15 protein-coding genes are annotated in these 19,202 nt (G+C 55.3%); all 15 read left to right on the top strand.

The genetic code is table 11. The features are described from left to right. Window positions 1–368 precede the first annotated feature (368 nt). The 15 genes from Q2B33_RS00835 (at window position 369) to Q2B33_RS00765 (ending at window position 18,900) form a co-directional block, all read left to right on the top strand. The gene (locus Q2B33_RS00835) at window positions 369–929 is read left to right on the top strand and encodes a GNAT family N-acetyltransferase (protein ID WP_300567186.1); all 561 of its coding nucleotides are present in this window, start codon (window positions 369–371) and stop codon (window positions 927–929) included. A 27-nt stretch (window positions 930–956) separates the two neighbouring features. Then, complete coding sequence (locus tag Q2B33_RS00830) at window positions 957–1,433, top strand: GNAT family N-acetyltransferase (RefSeq protein ID WP_300567183.1); 477 nt, start codon at window positions 957–959, stop codon at window positions 1,431–1,433. 71 nt (window positions 1,434–1,504) lie between these two features. After that, complete coding sequence (gene miaB / locus Q2B33_RS00825; protein ID WP_300567180.1) at window positions 1,505–3,043, top strand: tRNA (N6-isopentenyl adenosine(37)-C2)-methylthiotransferase MiaB; 1,539 nt, start codon at window positions 1,505–1,507, stop codon at window positions 3,041–3,043. A gap of 61 nt (window positions 3,044–3,104) precedes the next feature. Further along, complete coding sequence (locus Q2B33_RS00820; protein WP_300567176.1) at window positions 3,105–3,893, top strand: tRNA threonylcarbamoyladenosine dehydratase; 789 nt, start codon at window positions 3,105–3,107, stop codon at window positions 3,891–3,893. Window positions 3,894–3,923: 30 nt separating this feature from the next. Then, window positions 3,924–5,048 carry an ABC transporter ATP-binding protein gene (locus tag Q2B33_RS00815; RefSeq protein ID WP_300782781.1) on the top strand — a complete coding sequence of 375 codons (1,125 nt, stop codon included), beginning with the start codon at window positions 3,924–3,926 and terminating at the stop codon, window positions 5,046–5,048. A 222-nt stretch (window positions 5,049–5,270) separates the two neighbouring features. Next, complete coding sequence (locus Q2B33_RS00810; protein ID WP_330687945.1) at window positions 5,271–6,212, top strand: sugar ABC transporter permease; 942 nt, start codon at window positions 5,271–5,273, stop codon at window positions 6,210–6,212. 57 nt (window positions 6,213–6,269) lie between these two features. Continuing rightward, window positions 6,270–7,130, top strand: a complete 861-nt coding sequence (locus Q2B33_RS00805; RefSeq protein ID WP_300567170.1) for a carbohydrate ABC transporter permease — start codon at window positions 6,270–6,272, stop codon at window positions 7,128–7,130. Continuing rightward, the gene (locus Q2B33_RS00800) at window positions 7,127–8,755 is read left to right on the top strand and encodes an extracellular solute-binding protein (RefSeq protein ID WP_330684560.1); all 1,629 of its coding nucleotides are present in this window, start codon (window positions 7,127–7,129) and stop codon (window positions 8,753–8,755) included. The genes Q2B33_RS00805 and Q2B33_RS00800 overlap by 4 nt, the downstream gene beginning before the upstream one ends. Window positions 8,756–8,848: 93 nt before the next feature. After that, window positions 8,849–10,429, top strand: coding sequence for a glucose-6-phosphate isomerase (locus Q2B33_RS00795; RefSeq protein ID WP_300782778.1), 1,581 nt, complete (start codon window positions 8,849–8,851; stop codon window positions 10,427–10,429). A gap of 384 nt (window positions 10,430–10,813) precedes the next feature. Next, window positions 10,814–11,806, top strand: a complete 993-nt coding sequence (locus tag Q2B33_RS00790; RefSeq protein WP_300782775.1) for a hypothetical protein — start codon at window positions 10,814–10,816, stop codon at window positions 11,804–11,806. A gap of 156 nt (window positions 11,807–11,962) precedes the next feature. Continuing rightward, window positions 11,963–12,985 carry a glycoside hydrolase family 18 protein gene (locus tag Q2B33_RS00785; RefSeq protein WP_300567161.1) on the top strand — a complete coding sequence of 341 codons (1,023 nt, stop codon included), beginning with the start codon at window positions 11,963–11,965 and terminating at the stop codon, window positions 12,983–12,985. Between the two features lie 416 nt (window positions 12,986–13,401). Then, entirely contained in the window at window positions 13,402–13,731 is a 330-nt protein-coding gene (locus Q2B33_RS00780; protein WP_300822834.1) for a hypothetical protein, read from the top strand. Continuing rightward, complete coding sequence (locus Q2B33_RS00775; RefSeq protein WP_300822840.1) at window positions 13,731–15,740, top strand: ABC transporter ATP-binding protein; 2,010 nt, start codon at window positions 13,731–13,733, stop codon at window positions 15,738–15,740. The genes Q2B33_RS00780 and Q2B33_RS00775 overlap by 1 nt, the downstream gene beginning before the upstream one ends. Before the next feature lie 193 nt (window positions 15,741–15,933). Continuing rightward, window positions 15,934–16,551, top strand: coding sequence for a DUF1854 domain-containing protein (locus tag Q2B33_RS00770; protein WP_300567155.1), 618 nt, complete (start codon window positions 15,934–15,936; stop codon window positions 16,549–16,551). Window positions 16,552–16,677: 126 nt separating this feature from the next. Beyond that, a complete protein-coding gene (locus tag Q2B33_RS00765; protein ID WP_300567152.1) occupies window positions 16,678–18,900 on the top strand; it encodes an ABC transporter ATP-binding protein in 2,223 nt (740 codons plus the stop codon). Window positions 18,901–19,202: the final 302 nt, after the last annotated feature.

Below are 19,202 nucleotides of genomic sequence, written 5' to 3'. Positions count from 1 at the left end.
TCTTTCCCTACACGACGCTCTTCCGATCTCATGCTGGAGCCAAAGAAAGACGGAGACATAGCCTTTGTCATCGAGTTCAAGGTAGTTGGCGAAAAGCCAAAGGAGACTTTGGAGGACGGCGTCAGGTCGGCCTTGCAGCAGATTGAGGAGAAGCAGTACGAGACGGCTCTGCTAAGCAGAGGTATAGCGCCGGAACGAATCAGGAAATACGGCTTTGCTTTTGAGGGGAGCAGTGTGCTGATTGGGAGAGGGTAATCAGGGGAAGACAACCTGGCCATGCAGAGAGTGATTGAGAAGCTCGGCTTTACCAGGTGTGGACTTGATATATGAAAGGAAGTGAAAAGTCGGGCCGCCCCGCCCGCTGAGGAATGCTGGATATCATACAGGATAAAATCAGGATAAGAACCATGGCTTCCGATGATGCCGCAGTGCTGCTCAAATGGATGACGGATATGCGCGTGCTGGAGTTCTATGAGGGGAGAGACAAGAGATATACGCCGGAGCTGATACAGGAAGATTTTTTTGAGGAGGATGAAGAAAATGGCGGAAATGTGATAAAAGTCATACTGGAATACGACGGTAAGCCCATTGGATATGGGCAGATATATAGCATTACAGGTGAAGCCTACGAAGAATACGGATATGAGAACCGAAATGAGACGGTATACGGCATCGACCAGTTCATCGGGGAGCCTGATTACTGGAACAGAGGAATCGGTACAGAATACCTGAAGCTTGTCTTACAGTTCCTTCAGGAAGAGAAACAGGCCGATGCCGTCATCATGGATCCCCACCAGGATAACACCAGGGCGATTAAATGTTATCAGAAAGCCGGATTCCGAATCATCAAGAGCCTACCGGAGCATGAGCTGCACGAGGGCAAAATGAGAGACTGCTATCTGATGGAGTACCGCTATCAGGGGCGCTGAAAAATAGATGGTGAGGAGAAAATTGCTATGGATGTCAGATTGGTGAGAGCAGGCATTGAAGATGCAGAAAAACTGTGGAAGATGCAAGTGACAGCTTTTAAAGAATTATATGATAAATATCAAGATACAGAAACCAGCCCTGCAACAGAGCCTATGGACAAGATAATCATGAGATTAGAACAGCCATTTACTTATTACTACTTTATCATTGCAAATAGTATGGCAATAGGTGCTATAAGAATTGTTGATAAACATGAATACGGTGTAACCAAGCGAATATCACCTGTTTTTGTAATGCCGGAATATAGAAATAGAGGATTGGCGCAAAAGGCAATAAAATTAGCAGAAGAAAAACATGGATATTCTGACTGGGAATTAGAAACCATATTGGAAGAAAAAGGAAACTGCTACTTATATGAAAAAATGGGGTATTCTCAGACAGGAGAGTTTAAACCGATAAACGAAAAGATGACATTGGTATCGTATAAAAAACAGCAGAAATAAAGAAACTGAGTGACAAGACATTCTGGAAACGGAATACATGTTTATTAGAAAGGGAAGAAAGTCAAGAGAAAATGTCTAGGGAAGAAAGCATTTCCAATAAAATTGATTTACATAAAATAAATATAAATTCAAACCCGCCCACAGAAGAACCGTCCAGGCAATACTACTTTATGGCAAAGTGCCGGGGATGGGTGAAGGATTTTGAGGAAAAAAACGGACGCACCCCCACCGCCTGCGTCACCACATTCGGCTGCCAGATGAACGCCCGGGACTCCGAAAAGCTCCTGGGCATCCTGGAAGCAATCGGCTTTTCCCCTACCGACAGCGAGCAGGCGGACTTCGTCATCTACAATACCTGCACCGTCCGGGACAATGCCAACCAGCGGGTCTACGGCAGGCTGGGCGTGCTGAAACGGTATAAAAAGGCCAATCCCCGGATGAAAGTGGCCCTCTGCGGCTGTATGATGCAGGAAGCCACGGTAATCGAAAAACTGAAGAAAAGCTACTCCTTTATCGACCTGATTTTTGGCACCCACAATATCTATAAATTCGCGGAGCTCCTCAGCGCCTCTTTCGAGTCGGAAGGGATGCTGATCGACATCTGGAAAGATACGGATAAAATCGTAGAAGATCTGCCGGTGGAGCGCAAATACCCGTACAAATCCGGCATCAATATCATGTTCGGCTGCAACAATTTCTGCAGCTACTGCATCGTGCCCTATGTGAGAGGGCGGGAGCGCAGCAGGGAACCCGGGGAGATCATACGGGAGATAGAGCGCCTGGTGGCGGAGGGCGTGGTGGAAGTCATGCTGCTGGGGCAGAACGTGAATTCCTATGGAAAGAACCTGGACGAGCCCATCACCTTTGCCCAGCTTCTGCGGAAGGTGGAACAGATTGAAGGGCTGGAGCGCATCCGTTTCATGACCTCCCACCCCAAGGATCTCTCGGAGGAACTGATAGCGGTCATGAAGCAGTCGAAGAAAATCTGCCGCCACCTCCATCTGCCCCTGCAGTCCGGTTCCACCAGGATCCTCCAGCAGATGAACAGGCGCTATACAAGGGAGCAGTACATAGAGCTGGCAGACCGCATCCGCAGGGAGATACCCGACATCGCCATCACTACCGACATCATCGTGGGATTCCCGGGAGAGACAGCCGAGGATCTGGAGGAGACCATCGACATGGTGCGCAGGGTGAAATACGACAATGCCTTTACCTTCATCTACTCCAAGCGAACCGGCACGCCTGCGGCCGCCATGGAGAACCAGGTGCCGCCGGAGCAGGTGAGGGAAGGCTTCGACAGGCTCCTGAAAGTAGTCCAGGACACTGCCAGAGAACAGGCGGCGAAATATCAGGGCCGGATCATGGATGCTCTGATTGAGGAAATCATGGAGGACAGGCGTTCCATGGAAGAGATGCATTCCATAAAAGAAAAGCATTCCACTGAGAACAATGTCCCCATGGTCACAGGCCGACTGTCCAACAACACCATCGTCCATCTGCCCGGGGACGCTTCCATGATTGGAAAGATTGTTCCGGTGTCCCTGGATGAGTGCCACGGATTTTATTACATAGGGCATTGCATTTTGGACGAAACGGGTGCAAAATAGAATCATGGCTGGCGTCCTTTCAGCGCGCAGCATAAATCGGAGAGACAGGGACGGGAAGAAGATGACAGGACAGTTTGCAAGGACCCAGCTGCTGCTGGGAAAAGCGGCGATGGAGCGGCTGCGTGAATCGAGAGTGGCCGTGTTCGGCATAGGCGGCGTAGGCGGGCATGTATGCGAGGCCCTTGCCCGCAGCGGCATCGGCGCTTTTGTCCTGGTGGATGACGACAGGGTAAGCCTGACGAACCTGAACCGACAGATCATAGCTGCCAGGAGCACGCTTGGACGCTGTAAGGTGGACGTGATGCGGGAGCGCATCCTGGACATCAACCCGGAGGCGGAGGTCGCGGTACACCAATGCTTCTTCCTGCCGGAAAACGCCTCATCCTTTCCTTTTGAAGAATACGACTATGTAGTAGACGCGGTGGATACCGTGACCGCCAAGCTGGCGCTGGCAATGCGGGCAAAGGAAACCGATACGCCCATCATCAGCAGCATGGGAGCCGGGAACAAGCTGGATGCCGCTGCGTTCCGGGTGGCGGACATCTATGAGACAAAGGTCTGCCCCCTGGCGAAGGTCATGCGCCGGGAATTGAAAAAGCGCGGCGTGGAGAGCCTGAAAGTGGTGTATTCCCAGGAACTGCCCGTCATCCCGAAAGAATCGGAGGGGGACGGCTGCGATGAGGGAGAATCCGCGGAAAGCCAGGCAGAGGGCCAGAACCGGGACGCAAAACGGCGCAGCATCCCGGGGAGCGTCGCCTTTGTGCCGTCCGTGGCAGGGCTGATCATCGCGGGCGAAGTGGTAAAGGATCTGGCGGCAAATGCAGGAAAGAAACTAGAAAAAAATAGATAAAAAAACTCCAAACAGACAAGGAGAAATATCATGAAAGTAGTATTGCGGAATCTGACGAAGAAATTCCCCGGCCGGGACAAAAAGAACAAAGCGGATGTCATAGCCGTCAACGACTTCGACTTCGAGATTCCGGACGGCAAGCTGATTGGATTGCTGGGGCCATCGGGCTGCGGCAAGAGCACCACATTGAACCTGATCAGCGGCCTGGAGAAGCCCACCAGCGGCCAGGTCTTCTTCGGAGAGGAAGATGTGACAGGCCTTCCGCCGGAGCACAGGGGCATCGGGCTGGTCTTTCAGAACTACGCCCTGTACCCCCATCTCACCGTGAGGCAGAACATCCTCTTTCCCCTGGAGAACCTAAAGGGCAAGGATAAGCTCTCCAAAGCCGAAATGCTGGAGAAGGCCATGGATGCGGCCAGACTGGTGCAGATAGACGAGCTGATGGAGCGCAGGCCCGGAGAGCTCTCCGGCGGCCAGCAGCAGCGGGTGGCAATCGCCAGGGCCCTGGTGAAGCGGCCAAGGGTCCTGCTTCTGGACGAGCCCCTTTCCAACCTGGACGCCCGCCTAAGGCTCCAGACCAGGGAGGAGATCAAGCGGATTCAGAAAGAGACCGGGATCACCACCATTTTCGTGACCCACGATCAGGAGGAGGCCATGAGCATTTCCGACATGATCGTGGTCATGAAGGACGGCATGGTGCAGCAGATCGGCAGGCCCCGGGAGGTCTACGACAGCCCGGCGAATCTGTTCGTGGCGAAATTCCTGGGAACCCCGCCTGTCAATGTCTTCGAGGGACAGGTGAAGGACGGCTGGCTAACCATTGGTAAGGATGCGGTCCTTCCGGTAAAGGGAGCGGCCGAGGGTCCTGTCTATGCCGGCATCCGGCCCGAGGGATTCCTGCTGCGGAAGGGCGGGGCCTTTGGCTGTGAGCTGAGCGGCGTGGAGGTCATGGGGCGCGATATCAGCGTGGTCTGTGCCAACAGCGCTTCCCTGTCGCCTGCGATCCGGGCCATCATCGGGTCGGAGAACATGGCAGAAGTCTCCATGGATGCCCGCCAGGTCAGGTTCGACTTAAAGCCAGGCAAAGTGTTCCTCTTTGACAGAAGGACGGAAGAGCGGATAGAATTTGACGCGTCTGCAATTTCCCGGCTTTGACGCTGTCCTAAGCCCATGATGAACGCAGGAATCAGAGAGATATGCGAAAGACCGCACAGAAACATGTGGAATATAGGAAAAGCAATAATTTGGGAAAAAGCAGAAATAAAAAGTCAAAAAAGGCGGAAAATGACGAAAAAGAGTTCGTAGCAGCGCGCAGCGCCCCACATGAATGTGTGCAGGCCGTGTCAACCCGGCGCGACGGACAGATAGGAGCAAGACATGGACAAGCGGAAAATGGAAGGGAAGCATTCCGGGGCTGGCTCGTGGAAGACCCGTTTCAACAGCATGAAGGGCTGGCTGTACCTGCTGCCTGCAATCCTGTTTCTCGGTTTTTTCATGGTGTACCCACTGATAGACGTGTTCGTCTATTCCTTTGAGGAGGGCTACAATTCCGCATCCCAGACCTATTTCGGCACGGGGACCTACAATTACTCCTATGTGCTCCACGATCCGTATTTCCTGCAGGCCCTGAAGAATACCTTCCTGCTGGTGATCATCACGGTGCCCCTGTCCACGGGAATCGCCCTGCTGATCTCCGTGGGGCTGGATTCCATAAAGCCGCTGCGGAACCTCCTGCAGACAATCTACTTCCTGCCCTATGTGACCAACACCCTGGCGGTGGGGCTGGTATTCATGATCCTGTTCAAGAAAACCGCTTATTCCGACGGTCTGGTGAATCTCCTGATTCAGTGGTTCGGCGGGGAATCCGTGGACTTCATCGACGGGCCCTACTGGGCGAAGATGTTCGTGCTGTGCCTTTATACCATATGGGTGGTGATGCCCTTCAAGATCCTGATCCTCACCAGCGCCCTGGCTTCCGTCAACCAGGACTATTACAAAGCGGCCAGGGTGGACGGCACATCGAAATTCCGTACCTTCATACGGATCACTTTGCCCATGATATCGCCCATGATCTTCTACCTGGTCATCACAGGCTTCATCGGGGCCTTCAAGGCATACAGCGATGCCGTGGCATTGTTCGGCACGAATTTGAACGCGGCGGGGATGAATACCATAGTGGGCTATGTATACGACATGCTGTACGGAGACAGCGGCGGCTATCCGTCCTATGCATCGGCGGCGGCTATCATCCTGTTCGCCATTGTTCTCACGATTACCTGCGTAAATCTGCTGATCGGCAGGAAAAACGTGCACTATTGATACCTTTTGGCATACTTTCAGGGAACAGGGGCAGATGGGAGACAGGAGGCTATGGAAATGAACCGGACAAGGAAAAATGATTATAAGAGGCAGAGGAGGACGGCCGGCGCCATCACCTATTTCTTCCTGATTATATGGGCCGTCATCGTGCTGTTCCCCTTTTACTGGATGATACTGACATCCGTGAAGAGCTACGGCGCATATAACTCGGAAAGCATCCCGAAATTCTTCACCCTGTCGCCGACGCTGCAAAATTACGTGGATGCCTTTACAGCAGTCCCTCTTGCACGTTATTTCGTAAATACGGTCATCTTCACCCTGCTGACCACGGCTGTCATGATCGTGGTGATCACTCTGGCGGCCTTCGCCTTTGCCAGGCTGGAGTTCCGGGGGCGGAATGGGGCTTTCCTCCTGTTCCTGTCCCTGATGATGATTCCCAACGAGCTGGTGATCATCACAAATTTCGTGACCATCACCAACCTGGACATGCGCAATACCTTTCAGGGACTCATACTGCCGTCCGTCACCTCCGTCTTCTATATCTATCTGCTGAAGGAGAATTTCGAGCAGGTGCCGGACAGCCTGTACAAAGCGGCCAAGGTGGACGGCACTTCGGATATGAAGTATCTGCTGAAGGTCCTGGTGCCCATATCCAGGCCCACACTGATCACCGTGACGATCCTGAAGGTGATAGAATGCTGGAATTCCTATGTGTGGCCCAGGCTGATCACGGATGACGAGGCCTATTACCTGGTCTCCAACGGCATCCAGGAAATCCGGGAGAACGGCTTCGGCCGAGAGAACATCCCGGCCATGATGGCGGCAGTGGTGGTGATTTCGCTGCCCCTGATTGTGCTGTTTTTGATTTTCCACAAGAAGATCATGGCAGGCGTATCGAGAGGAGGGACCAAGGGATGAACAAGGAAGAGAAGAGGAGCCACAGTGCAAAGGGCCCTTTCCTCCCGCTTCTGGCGGCTCTCATGGGCTGTGTGTTCCTGCTCACCGGCTGCCACGGATCCAAGGGGCTGGACGCTTTCGCCATTCCGGAGTCCTTTGACGCGGGGAGAGAGCATGAAATCACCTTCTGGGCCAAGAACGATACGAACAAGACCCAGACGGCCATCTACGAACAGGCCATCGCCGATTTCCAGGAGCTGTACCCCAATATCAGGGTGAACCTGCGCCTGTACACGGATTATGGGAAAATCTATAACGATGTGATAACGAACATCGCCACCAATACCACGCCCAATGTGTGCGTCACCTATCCGGACCATATCGCCACCTATCTGACGGGCGTCAACCAGGTGGTCCCGCTGGAGGGATTGTTCGATGACGACAGATACGGCCTGGGGGGCAGCGAGGTCCGCTTCGACGCCCCTTCCAGGGAGGAGATCATCCCCCGGTTTCTGGAGGAATGCGCCTTTGGCGGCCATTATTACGCCATACCCTACATGCGCTCCACGGAAAGCTGCTATATCAACAAGACCTACGTGGAAAAGCTGGGGTACGAACTGCCGGATACTCTTACATGGGATTTCGTCTGGGAGGTCTCCGAGGCCGCCATGGCCATGGACGAGGAGGGGAACTACCTGGTGAACGGCCAGGATGTGATGATTCCCTTCATCTATAAGTCCACCGACAACATGATGATACAGCAGATTCGGCAGAAAGGCGCGGGCTATTCCACCGAGGAGGGGGAGATCCTGCTCTTCTCCGACGACACGAAGGAGCTGCTGGAGACCATAGCGGCGCACACCAGGACCGGAGCCTTCTCCACCTTCAAGATTTCCAGCTACCCGGCCAACTTCCTGAACGCGGGGCAGTGCATCTTCGCCATCGACTCCACGGCAGGGGCTACCTGGATGGGAAGCGATGCGCCCCTGATAGACATCAGCGCCGACAAGCTGGTGGAATTCGAGACGGAGGTCATGGCCATCCCCCAGTTCGACACGTCGAATCCGCAGATGATATCCCAGGGCCCGTCGGTCTGCGTCTTCAACAAGGAGGATCCCCAGGAGGTGCTGGCCTCATGGCTGTTTGCCCAGTATCTGCTGACCAATGAGGTGCAGATTGCCTATGCGGAGACGGAAGGGTATGTGCCCGTGACCTCCAGGGCCCAGGAATCCCCGGAGTATCAGGAGTACCTGTCAGGCTGCGGCGAGGACAATGCCCTCCACTACGAGGTGAAGATCAAGGCCACGAAGCTTCTGCTGGAGAATGTGGACCATACCTTTGTGACGCCTGTGTTCAACGGATCGGCCTCCCTGCGGGATGCCGCGGGCCAGCTGATCGAGGAGACGGTGAAATCCATCCGCCGTTCCCAGACTGTGGATGACGCCTACTACGAGAAGCTTTACAGCGACATGGCCTCCCGGCACCATTTGGACCAGCTGGAGCAGCAGGGCTCCTCCAAGGAGGGGAAATCCGACCTGGGGCCGCTTCCCGGGCCTGCGGTGCTGCTTCTGTCGGCGCTGGCCGGAGCCTGGGCGCTGATGCTTGGCTATATCGCGTTTGAAAGAGCGAAGAAAAAAAGACGATAGTTCGATAATATGCCATGTCCATGCTCCCGGCCATGAAATCCGGGGGGATGTCCATGCTATATAATATATTAAAATAAAGGAGGGAATCAATTCATGATTACCTGGAAAAATCTGGATACTGTTTCCGCATATCAGGAACTGCTGAAGGTGGCTCCTGTAAACCTGACGGAGGCCATGGCCGGAGAGGGCGGCGCGGAGCGCGTGAAGAAGTACAGCGTTCCCATGGCGGCCGGTCTGGCGTTCAACTATGCGGCAAAGCAGGTGGACGACAAGGCCCTGGAGACTTTCGCCAAGCTGGCGGAGGAGATGCAGCTCGTGGAGAAGTTCGAAGCTCTCTACAATGGAGAAGTGATCAACACCGGCGAGAAGCGCATGGTGCTCCATCATCTGACGAGAGGGCAGTTGGGGGAGGCCGTTGTGGCCGACGGCGTGGACAAGCGCGGCTTCTATGTGGAGCAGCAACGAAAAATCGCGGAGCTGGCGAACAAAGTCCACAGTGGCGAGATCACCAATGCCGCAGGGGAGAAATTCACCACTGTGGTGCAGATCGGCATCGGCGGCAGCGACCTGGGCCCCCGCGCCATGTACCTTGCTCTGGAGAACTGGGCCAGGGTGAACGGCACCTTTAAGATGGAAGCCAGGTTCATCAGCAATGTGGATCCCGACGACGCGGCGGCAGTGCTGAACACCATTGACGTGGAGCGCTCCCTTTTCGTGCTGGTGTCCAAATCCGGCACCACTCTGGAGACCCTGACCAATGAATCCTTCGTGAAGGACGCTCTGAAGAACGCCGGACTGGACGCCTCCAGGCATATGATCGCCGTCACCAGCGAGACATCTCCTTTGGCGAAGAGCGATGATTATCTGGCCGCATTCTTCATGGACGACTATATCGGCGGCCGGTTCTCCTCTACCTCCGGCGTGGGCGGCGCGGTCCTGTCCCTGGCCTTTGGTCCGGAAGTCTTCGCCCGGTTCCTGGAGGGAGCGGCGGAGGAAGACAAACTTGCCTGCAATAAGGATATCCTGGCGAACCCTGCCATGCTGGACGCCCTGATCGGCGTTTACGAGCGCAATGTGCTGGGCTACCAGAATACGGCCGTGCTGCCTTACTCCCAGGCCCTGAGCCGCTTCCCGGCCCATCTGCAGCAGTTGGACATGGAGTCCAACGGCAAGTCCGTGAACCGCTTCGGCGAGTCGGTGGAGTATTCCACAGGCCCTGTGATCTTCGGCGAGCCCGGCACCAACGGCCAGCATTCCTTCTACCAGCTCCTGCACCAGGGCACGGACATCATCCCCCTGCAGTTCGTGGGCTTCCGGAAGAACCAGATGGAGCGGGACGTGGTGATTCAGGACAGCACCAGCCAGCAGAAGCTCTGCGCCAATGTGGCGGCCCAGATTGTGGCTTTCGCCTGCGGCAAGGCGGACGAGAACCGCAACAAGAACTTTGCGGGCGGACGTCCCTCCAGCATCATCGCGGGAGAGCAGTTGACCCCCCAGGCCCTGGGAGCGCTCTTGTCCCACTTCGAGAATAAGGTCATGTATCAGGGATTCGTGTGGAACATCAACAGCTTCGACCAAGAGGGCGTGCAGCTCGGCAAGGTCCTGGCCAAGAAGGTGCTGGCCCATGACACGGACGGCGCGCTGAAGGCATACAGCAATCTGCTGGATATTTGAGCGGGGCAAAGGATTGATGGGCAACGGTATTTCTTGTAACGTATTATCGTATAGCGTATTGTTGTAAGGCGTGGGAAGCTGCGGCCGGAACGGGTGGAAATCCGGGAGGCGGCAGCTTCCTTTTTTCCGCCTTTTCTGTCTTATCTTCCCCGTCTGCTATCAGGCTCCGATGGATTTCGGCTTTGTATATTGTGCCGGGAAAATACGGGATAGTATAAAATAACTATCACTTTTGACTATTGATTTATCAAAGAAATCTTGTATAATAATTTTCAAGTATTGATGATGGAAAAAGAACAGGTCTTTTTCCGTCATAATACGCAGAAGGGCATGCCGCGGAGCGCATCGCTGTAAGGCAGTGTTCTTTAAAAAGGAGGATAAGATATGAAAAAGTTTTCAACGTTGCTGTTGACTGCCGCGCTGGTGTTCACATGTGTGGCCTGCGGCTCTGAGGGTGATTCCCAGGGCAGCTCTGATGTGAATTCCGAAGTCCAGGACAGCTCCGAAGCCAGCACAGAAGAGGAGTCCGAAGCTCAGGACAGCTCCGAAGCTGACGCCAGCCAGGAGTCTGAAGCTCAGGACAGCTCCGAAGCCAGCACAGAAGAGGAGTCCGAAGCCCAGGACAGCTCTGAGGCCGGTGAGGAAGGAGATGCCGAAGGCTCTGAGGCCGGTACGGAAGGAGCGGAAGGTACGGAGGCAAAATCCGAGGGCGTCATGACCTATGCGGAATATGATGCGGCCGCTCTGGAGTCCGAAGTCGTAATCGAGACATATGTTCAGGCTAAGCAGTCCTGGTGGGAGGATAAGGCAACCGTTTACACCCAGGACAAGGACGGCGCTTATTTCGTGTACAACATGGTCTGCTCCGAAGAGGACTACGAGAAGCTGGTTCCCGGCACCAAGATCAAGGTCACAGGCTATAAGACCGAGTGGTCCGGTGAGGTGGAGGTTGCCGAGGGAGCTACCTTTGAAATCCTGGAGGGGAACTACATAGCGCCTGTGGAGGACGTCACCTCCCTGCTGGGAAGCGACGACCTGATCAAGCATCAGAACAAGTTCGTGGCATTCAAGGGCATGACCGTAGAGCCCTGCAAGGATGCGGACGGCAATAATATCAAGGACGCGGACGGGAATGATGTGGCGTTCCTGTACAACTGGGACGGCTCCGGCCAGGAGGGCGACGACCTGTACTTCAATGTCTCCCTGAACGGCCAGACCTATACCTTCACCGTGGAGTCCTACCTGTGCGACAGCAGCACTGATGTATACAAGGCAGTGCAGGGGCTGAACATCGGGGACAAGATCGACATGGAAGGCTTCCTGTACTGGTACGAGGGCGTCAATCCCCATATCACTTCCGTGAAGACAGCGGAATAGTCAGACAAGCCGATGTAAATCGGGTAAAAATCTATCAAAAGGACAGCCGGACCGGATATTTTTCGGAAAGGCTGTCTTTTTTGTTGACATTCTTCAAAAACGTAATTATATTTAAAGAGATACTACAGAATGGTCAGAAAGAGGAGGTTGATGGCAATGAATGAGAAGAAAGTGATCGGCTATGTAGGGACCAGAAATCTGGGTCAAATGCGGGAGGAGGACATCAGAAAGCTGGATGTAATCAATATTGCGTTTGGGCATATCCAGGATAACGAAACTGTATGGGAGGAAGGCGCGGGAAAGGAGAAGGATCTGGAGCGCATCCGCAGGATCCATCCGGAAATCAAAATCATCCTTTCCATCGGAGGCTGGAGCGCGGACGGCTTCTCGCAGGCAGCCATGACGGAGGACACCCGGGAGAAGGCGGCAAAGAGCGCGGCCGCGCTGGTGGCGGCGTATAAGCTGGACGGCATAGACATCGACTGGGAGTATCCCTGCTTCGCCCTTGCGGGAATCGCGGCCGATATGCGGGACAAGGAGAACTTCACATTGTTCCTGGCGAAACTGCGTCAGGAGCTGGACGCCCTGGGAAGCGGCAGGATGCTCACCATCGCCGCAGGGGGAGACACTTATTTTACCCTGCATACGGACATGGCGCAGGCGCAGGAATATCTGGACTATGTACAGCTGATGACCTATGATCTCCAGGGCGGCTTCGTCAAAGTGACGGGACATCACGCCTCCCTGTATCCCGGGACGACCAATCTGTTCGACGTATGCGTGGACAAGGCGGTGAAAGCGTTCCTGGAGGCAGGCGTGCCGGCTGAGAAGCTGATAGTGGGCGTACCTTTTTACGCAAGGCTCTGGAAAGAGGTAAAGGGCGGCGGAGACGGCCTGGGCCGGGAAGCCGGAACGGTGGGAATGGGCGGCCCGGGATACCGGGAGCTTGCACAGGACTACATAGACAAGAACGGCTACAAACGCTATTGGGATGATGCGGGCAAGGCTCCCTATCTGTTCAACGGAGACTGCTTCATCAGCTATGACGACGGGGAGAGCCTACGGATCAAGGCAGACTACGTCAGGGAAAAAGGGCTGGGCGGCATTATGTTCTGGGAATACGGCTGCGACCCTGAGGGCATATTGCTGAACGACATATATGAAGCGTTCAGAGCGTAGGCAGAAAAGGCGGCATGCCCCCTGAAAGAGCTAATACAGTCTTTTTAAGAAATTTTAACGTATTTTGGAAAAAAGCGGTTGACATTCTTAAAAAATGTGCTTATACTAAACTTTAGTCTGAAAAGTAAAGGAAAGGAGGCAGCAATTATGAAGACTACATTGAGAAGGAATCAGATATCACAACGGAAAACAGTCAGAAAATCGCCTCCCGGGGAAGTGGAAAGGGGCTGTTCCATGGAATGAAGTCGTTTCATGGGAACAGGACATTCCATTGCAGATTGAGTTCATCGCTAGTCTTGCATGTCAGGAACAGAATGCGTAGAGTGGACCATGGCTACCCGTGTGTAGGAGCCATGGTTTTTTTATGAGCGGAATGCGTTCTGTGGGGCCGGGAGAGGAAATGGGAGGAGTGTGGAATGAAGTTACCGAAAAGTTTTGTCAGCATTGCCGGGAAGTACGGCGTGAAGGAAGAGGGCATCATCTTCGCGGCGATGGCTGATTTCGATATGGAGTACCGGTTCGCCGATACCATCGTGGCCCTCACGAAGGAGAAGCTGCTGGTGGCCGCCTACCCCTACCGGGAGAAGACGGAGAAGGGGCAGACCGTGGAATACCGCTTCGGCGGGTACGGCGGATGGCAGATAGAGGAGGACGCCGCTCTCGGGGCGGAGCCCGCCCTGCAGATATTCGAATTGGACAGGGTGGAGGAGATGGAAGTGCTGCGCCAGGTGGCACAGGGGTGCTGATGGCTAAAATCGACGGGGTGGAGCGCAACCTCTGCCATTTTTCCAATACCAAGATGGGAATCTTCCTCAAGGTCTGCAGCATTTTCCAGAAGCTGAAGAAGGCGGAGGAGATCACCGGGGAGGACCTGAACGTGGAGAAGGGAAAGGAGTGCTGCCCCAAGTGCGGCATGATCTATCCCGACCAGGAGCGGAAGGTCTGCCCCAAGTGCATGGACAAGAAGTCCATCCTGTTCCGGGTGCTGTCCTATTTTAAGCCTTATATGAAATATCTGGTCATCATGGTCCTGTGCTATATCGGCTCGGCGGTGCTGAACCTGGTGTGGCCGTACCTAAGCGGAACCGTCCTGTACGATCAGGTGCTGGCCCGCAACGAGGAGTTCCTGGCGCTGCTGCATCTGCCGGCCGGTCGCTTCGTGACCGCATTGACCGTGCTGGTCATCTCCATGATCGTCACAAAGGTGATTCTCCAGGGGCTGGCCGTGCTCCAGGGCGTGCTGGCCGCGCGGATTGCACCGTCGGTGGTGGCTACGCTGAAGAGCCAGGTGTTCTCCTCCATGGGGCGGCTGTCCATCAGCTTCTATTCCAAGAGGCAGACCGGCGGCCTGATGACCCGGGTGTCCGACGACGCGGAGGAGATTTCCAGCTTCCTGATAGACGGCATCCCGAATTTCTTCGTCAATGTGGGGACCATACTGGCCACGATTGTCATCATGTTCCTGCTGGATCCCCTGCTTGCGCTGATGTCCGTCATCCTGATGCCGGTGCTGGTGGTGATCAGCTACCGGATGATGCCCCATCTGTGGCATTATTACGGGAAGCGGCACCGGGCCAACCGCCGCCTGAAAGGGCAGATGAACGAGAACTTCACGGGAGCCCGGGTGGTGAAGGCTTTTGGCCAGCAGGAGCAGGAGATGACCCGCTTCAAGAAGAACAATGGCAAGGTGCGCACGGCAGAGATGGACCTTGCCCGGTATGACAACAAATTCTATGCGCTGTACCGCTCCGTGGAGGATACCATCAGCTTCCTGGTGTGGGCCGTGGGCGGCGCTATGATCATCGGCGGCGCGGACATCGAGCTGGGGCTGCTGATCACGTTTTCCGGCTATGTGGGACAGCTCCAGTGGCCCTTGGACTTTTTCTCCCGGGCCATCCGCTGGTACACCCAGTGCATGAACTCCGCCCAGCGCATGTTCGAGATCATCGACGCGGTGCCGGAGGTGAAGGAGGTGCCGGATCCCCTGCGGCCCGGGGAGCTGCGGGGCGAGATCGAGCTGCGGAACGTGACCTTCGGCTATGAGGCCCACAAGCCTATCCTGAAGGACATCAGCTTCCATGTGGAGGCGGGGGAGGTGTTCGGCATCGTGGGGCGCTCCGGCGCGGGCAAGTCCACGCTGGTGAACCTGATCTCCAGGCTCTATGACACCCAGGAGGGGGAGGTGCTGGTGGACGGGGTCAACGTGAAGCGCTACGGCTTCCAGGAGCTGCGCAGGAATGTGGCCATGGTATCCCAGGAGACCTACATCTTCATGGGCACGGTGGCGGAGAACATCGCCTACGCCAGGCCGGACGCTACCAGGGAGGAGATCATCCACGCGGCGGTACAGGCCAATGCCCATGACTTCATCTGCAAGATGCCGGAGGGGTACGATACCCTGCTGGGTTCCTCCAGCCGCTCGCTTTCGGGAGGTGAAAAGCAGCGGATCTCCATCGCCAGGGCCATCCTGGCGGATCCGAAGATACTGATTCTGGACGAGGCCACCTCCGCGGTGGATACGGAGACGGAGCTGGCCATCCAGAAATCCCTGGAGCGGCTGGAGAAGGGCAGGACGGTGCTGTCCATCGCCCACAGGCTCTCCACCCTGCGAAACGCCACCCATCTGATCGTGCTGGACGACGGGAGGCTTACGGAGTCGGGCACCCATGAGGAGCTGCTGGCGAAGAAGGGAACATTCTATAAGCTGAGCGAGCTGCAGACCAAAGCGCTGGCCATGCGGGGGATTGAAGTGTGAGAAGAAGTTCTAGGGTGTCAAAGTACGCCACCCAAGAACTTCTAGGCTCGGCTTGCGAACAAGTTCGCTTTGCTCGCCGGTTCTCACAGGTCAGAATGCCCAAAGTGCGGGCATTCTTCCAGGATTGCACCAGCTTGCTGAAACTGAAATATAGGCGCTCTAAGCTTTGGGGTGCAGAAAGGGACGGATATTTATGGAAGGACAGGAAAATAACAGACAAGACCTATTAGATCTCCAGGAATTTGACGAGGAGGCTCTGAAGAAGGAATCGGAGGAGCTTCTGGAGATGCATTTCCTCACGGGGGAGAACGCCAGGTTCCGCAGGACGGAGGGCGGATTTGTGGCGTTGACGGTAAAGGAAGCAGGGGAAGAGAAACACTCCGAAACCGAAGCATGCACCAGGGAATACGACCGTGTGGGGGTGTATCTGACATTCCCGCTGACCAATCCCGAGGAGTTCATCTCCATCCGGGAGGCGGACGAGAAGGCGAAGGAGATCGGCATCATCGAGAAGCTCTCCCAGCTTGAGAAAGACCAGCAGGAGATGCTGCGGGAGCAGATCAAGCTCCGCTATTTCAGGCCTGTCATCACCAAGGTGCTGGACGTGAAAGACGAGTACGGATACGCCTACTGGAATGTAGTCACCACCTTTGGGGCCTGCCGCTTTACCACCCAGATGAGCGGTGATGCCGTGATTCATCTGAGCGACTCCAGGCTGCTGGTGACGGACATCGACGGAAACCGGTATGAGATTCCCGATTTCTACCAGTTGGGCGTCATGGAGCGCAAGAAGCTGGATCTCTTCATATAAGTATCAGGAACTGTTGAGTAAGGTTTCTTGCGCATCCAGGACATGAAACGGCCAGCTGCGCTGGCTATGGGAAAATTTACGGATGGCCCGGCTGATTTCGGGCCATGGAAAGGCATGTAGGATTTTATGAAACTTTTGTATACATTGACGGGACCCCAACGGGAGGCCCTGGGGCTGGAAGCCGGGGAAGAGGTGCTGTACTGTGTGCCTGTAGACCTGGAATTCGACAGCCGGAGGATGCAGGCCAGGGAGGCTTACGCCGGGACGATTTTCCTGGTGGTGACAGGGACGCGTTTCCTGGTGCTGCAGGGGGATGAGCTCTCCGCACAGTTTCCGCTGGCGGAATGCGAGAAGATTAAGTGCGAGCATCAGGTACACAGCGGCATCGTCATCGTGACGAAAAAGGACGGCCAGGTCATCTGCGCGGCGCGCTTTTCCATGCGGCACATCGTCCGCGTGGCCTATCTGGCAAGAGGGGCACAGTCCGTCATCGAGTCCCTTGGGACAGGGGAGAAGCCGGAGCAGGTGGTGAGCCTGGAATATGAGAAATACTGCGAGAAATGCGGCCGGGCCCTCCCCGGCACCAGCAAATGCCCCTACTGCGAGGGCAAGGCGGACATTTTGAAGAAATTCATGGCCCTCTGCGGGGAATATGTGGGGAAGCTGCTGCTGATCTCCCTGCTGATGGCCCTGATCTCCGCCATGAACATGGCCATACCTCTGGTACAGCGTGAATTCATTGACGGCACGCTGTCTACCGGGGACGGCGGCTGGCGGGAGCTGTGGATCTTCATCGGCATCACCTTTGCCATGCTCATCGGCCGCATCCTGCTGGATGTGTACCGCTACTGGCAGTGCGTGTCCCTGGGGAGCGCCCTGAGCATGAGCCTGCGGCGCAAGCTCTACTATAAGATACAGTCCCTCTCCCTGTCCTTCATCAACAACAGGAAGCCGGGAGAGCTGCTCAACCGCGTCTCCCGGGACACCAACCAGATCCGCGGCTTCATGGAAGAGGTGTTCGGAGACATGTTCTCCACGCTGCTGACCATGGTGGTGTCCCTGATCGTGATGTTCATGATCAGCTGGAAGATGACGCTGCTGTCCACCCTTTTCATCATCATCGTGTTCGTGGTGACCAAGGCTTTCTGGCACCATATCCACAGCATCTACCACAAGCAGTGGCTGAAGTCGGACGATTTGGCCAGCAGCCTGCAGGACATCATCTCCGGCATGCGGGTGGTGAAGTCCTTTGGAAAAGAGGAGAGGGAGGCAGCCCGCTTTCAGAAGAAGACGGAGGAGTATGCTGACATCAGCAGGCGCAACGAGACCTTCTGGGCCATCTTTTTCCCCATACTGACCTTCCTGCTGGGGGCGGGGTCATACATCGCCGTGTATTTCGGCGGCATTGATGTGCTGAACGGAGACATGAGCCTGGGTGAGCTGGTGCAGTTCGTCACCTACTGCGGGTATCTCTTCGGGCCGCTGAGCTGGATGACCCACCTTCCCAGGATGGTCATGCAGATGATCACCAGCCTGAACCGCATCTATGACGTGTTGGACGAGGAGCCTGTCATCAAGGACAGGGAGGACAGCAAAGAATTCCTGATCGAGGGCGCTTTCGACTTCCAGCGGGTGTCCTTCGGCTACCACACCTATGAGCCGGTGCTGGAGAACATCAGCTTCCAGGTGAAACCCGGGGAGATGATCGGGCTGGTGGGCGCTTCCGGCACGGGGAAATCCACTTTAATCAACCTGATCATGCGGCTGTATGATGTGGATCAGGGAAAGATTACGCTGGACGGCGTGGACCTGCGGGACGTGAAGGCCGAGAGCCTGCATTCCCAGATCGGCGTGGTGCTCCAGGAGACCTTCCTGTTCTCCGGCAGCATCCTAGCCAACATCCGCTTCGCCAGACAGGATGCCACCATGGCGGAGGTCATCCAAGCGGCCAAGGCGGCCAATGCCCATGACTTCATCTGCAAGACGCCGGACGGCTACAACACCTACGTGGGAGAGCACGGCTACAACCTCTCCGGCGGAGAGCGGCAGAGAATCGCCATCGCCAGGGCCATCCTGAACAACCCAAGGCTGTTGATTCTGGACGAGGCCACCTCGGCCCTGGACACGGAGAGCGAGTTCCTGATTCAGCAGGCCCTTGACCGGCTGGTGAAGGGGAGGACGACCTTTGCCATCGCCCACAGATTGTCCACTCTGCGGAATGCCGACAGACTTGTAGTAATCGACAAGCACGGCATTGCGGAGATTGGGACGCACAATGAGCTGCTGGAGAAGAAAGGGATTTACTACGGGCTGGTGACGGCCCAGCTGAAGATGGCGGAAGGGAAGTAGGAGAAATTTCGGGCAGATTTGGGGGCATTCTTTCGAGATGGGAGGATATGCTCCCATATTTCGTTGCGATAAAGCGCCGTTTCATTCCATGTTGCTATAGAACATAGCTGCCATGCCGATAATACAAATTTATCCAAAGAGCAAGGGAAGAATAGATTCAGCTTTCGCAATCCAGCCGTACAGGCTGTATGCCACAAACGCTTTCGCATAGGCATCAGCCTTCGGCAGATTCGGCTTCAACTCCATAATCTCCAGGATGAAGTCCTTCAGCAGATAAACCAGATGCCACGCTTACCAACATA

Source organism: uncultured Acetatifactor sp. (assembly GCF_948601915.1).
GTDB lineage: Bacteria > Bacillota > Clostridia > Lachnospirales > Lachnospiraceae > Acetatifactor.
Note: the sequence above shows the minus strand (reverse complement) of the source record. Positions and strands in the feature narration are given on the sequence as shown.

What these genes read in the sequence shown, in the direction of transcription:
- Q2B33_RS00785 (WP_300567161.1), top strand. Translation starts at nt 11,963, where the DNA reads ATGAATGAGAAGAAAGTGATCGGCTATGTAGGGACCAGAAATCTGGGT.
- miaB (WP_300567180.1), top strand. Translation starts at nt 1,505, where the DNA reads ATGTCTAGGGAAGAAAGCATTTCCAATAAAATTGATTTACATAAAATA.
- Q2B33_RS00805 (WP_300567170.1), top strand. Translation starts at nt 6,270, where the DNA reads ATGAACCGGACAAGGAAAAATGATTATAAGAGGCAGAGGAGGACGGCC.
- Q2B33_RS00810 (WP_330687945.1), top strand. Translation starts at nt 5,271, where the DNA reads ATGGACAAGCGGAAAATGGAAGGGAAGCATTCCGGGGCTGGCTCGTGG.
- Q2B33_RS00800 (WP_330684560.1), top strand. Translation starts at nt 7,127, where the DNA reads ATGAACAAGGAAGAGAAGAGGAGCCACAGTGCAAAGGGCCCTTTCCTC.
- Q2B33_RS00790 (WP_300782775.1), top strand. Translation starts at nt 10,814, where the DNA reads ATGAAAAAGTTTTCAACGTTGCTGTTGACTGCCGCGCTGGTGTTCACA.
- Q2B33_RS00820 (WP_300567176.1), top strand. Translation starts at nt 3,105, where the DNA reads ATGACAGGACAGTTTGCAAGGACCCAGCTGCTGCTGGGAAAAGCGGCG.
- Q2B33_RS00780 (WP_300822834.1), top strand. Translation starts at nt 13,402, where the DNA reads ATGAAGTTACCGAAAAGTTTTGTCAGCATTGCCGGGAAGTACGGCGTG.
- Q2B33_RS00830 (WP_300567183.1), top strand. Translation starts at nt 957, where the DNA reads ATGGATGTCAGATTGGTGAGAGCAGGCATTGAAGATGCAGAAAAACTG.
- Q2B33_RS00835 (WP_300567186.1), top strand. Translation starts at nt 369, where the DNA reads ATGCTGGATATCATACAGGATAAAATCAGGATAAGAACCATGGCTTCC.
- Q2B33_RS00770 (WP_300567155.1), top strand. Translation starts at nt 15,934, where the DNA reads ATGGAAGGACAGGAAAATAACAGACAAGACCTATTAGATCTCCAGGAA.
- Q2B33_RS00765 (WP_300567152.1), top strand. Translation starts at nt 16,678, where the DNA reads ATGAAACTTTTGTATACATTGACGGGACCCCAACGGGAGGCCCTGGGG.
- Q2B33_RS00795 (WP_300782778.1), top strand. Translation starts at nt 8,849, where the DNA reads ATGATTACCTGGAAAAATCTGGATACTGTTTCCGCATATCAGGAACTG.
- Q2B33_RS00775 (WP_300822840.1), top strand. Translation starts at nt 13,731, where the DNA reads ATGGCTAAAATCGACGGGGTGGAGCGCAACCTCTGCCATTTTTCCAAT.
- Q2B33_RS00815 (WP_300782781.1), top strand. Translation starts at nt 3,924, where the DNA reads ATGAAAGTAGTATTGCGGAATCTGACGAAGAAATTCCCCGGCCGGGAC.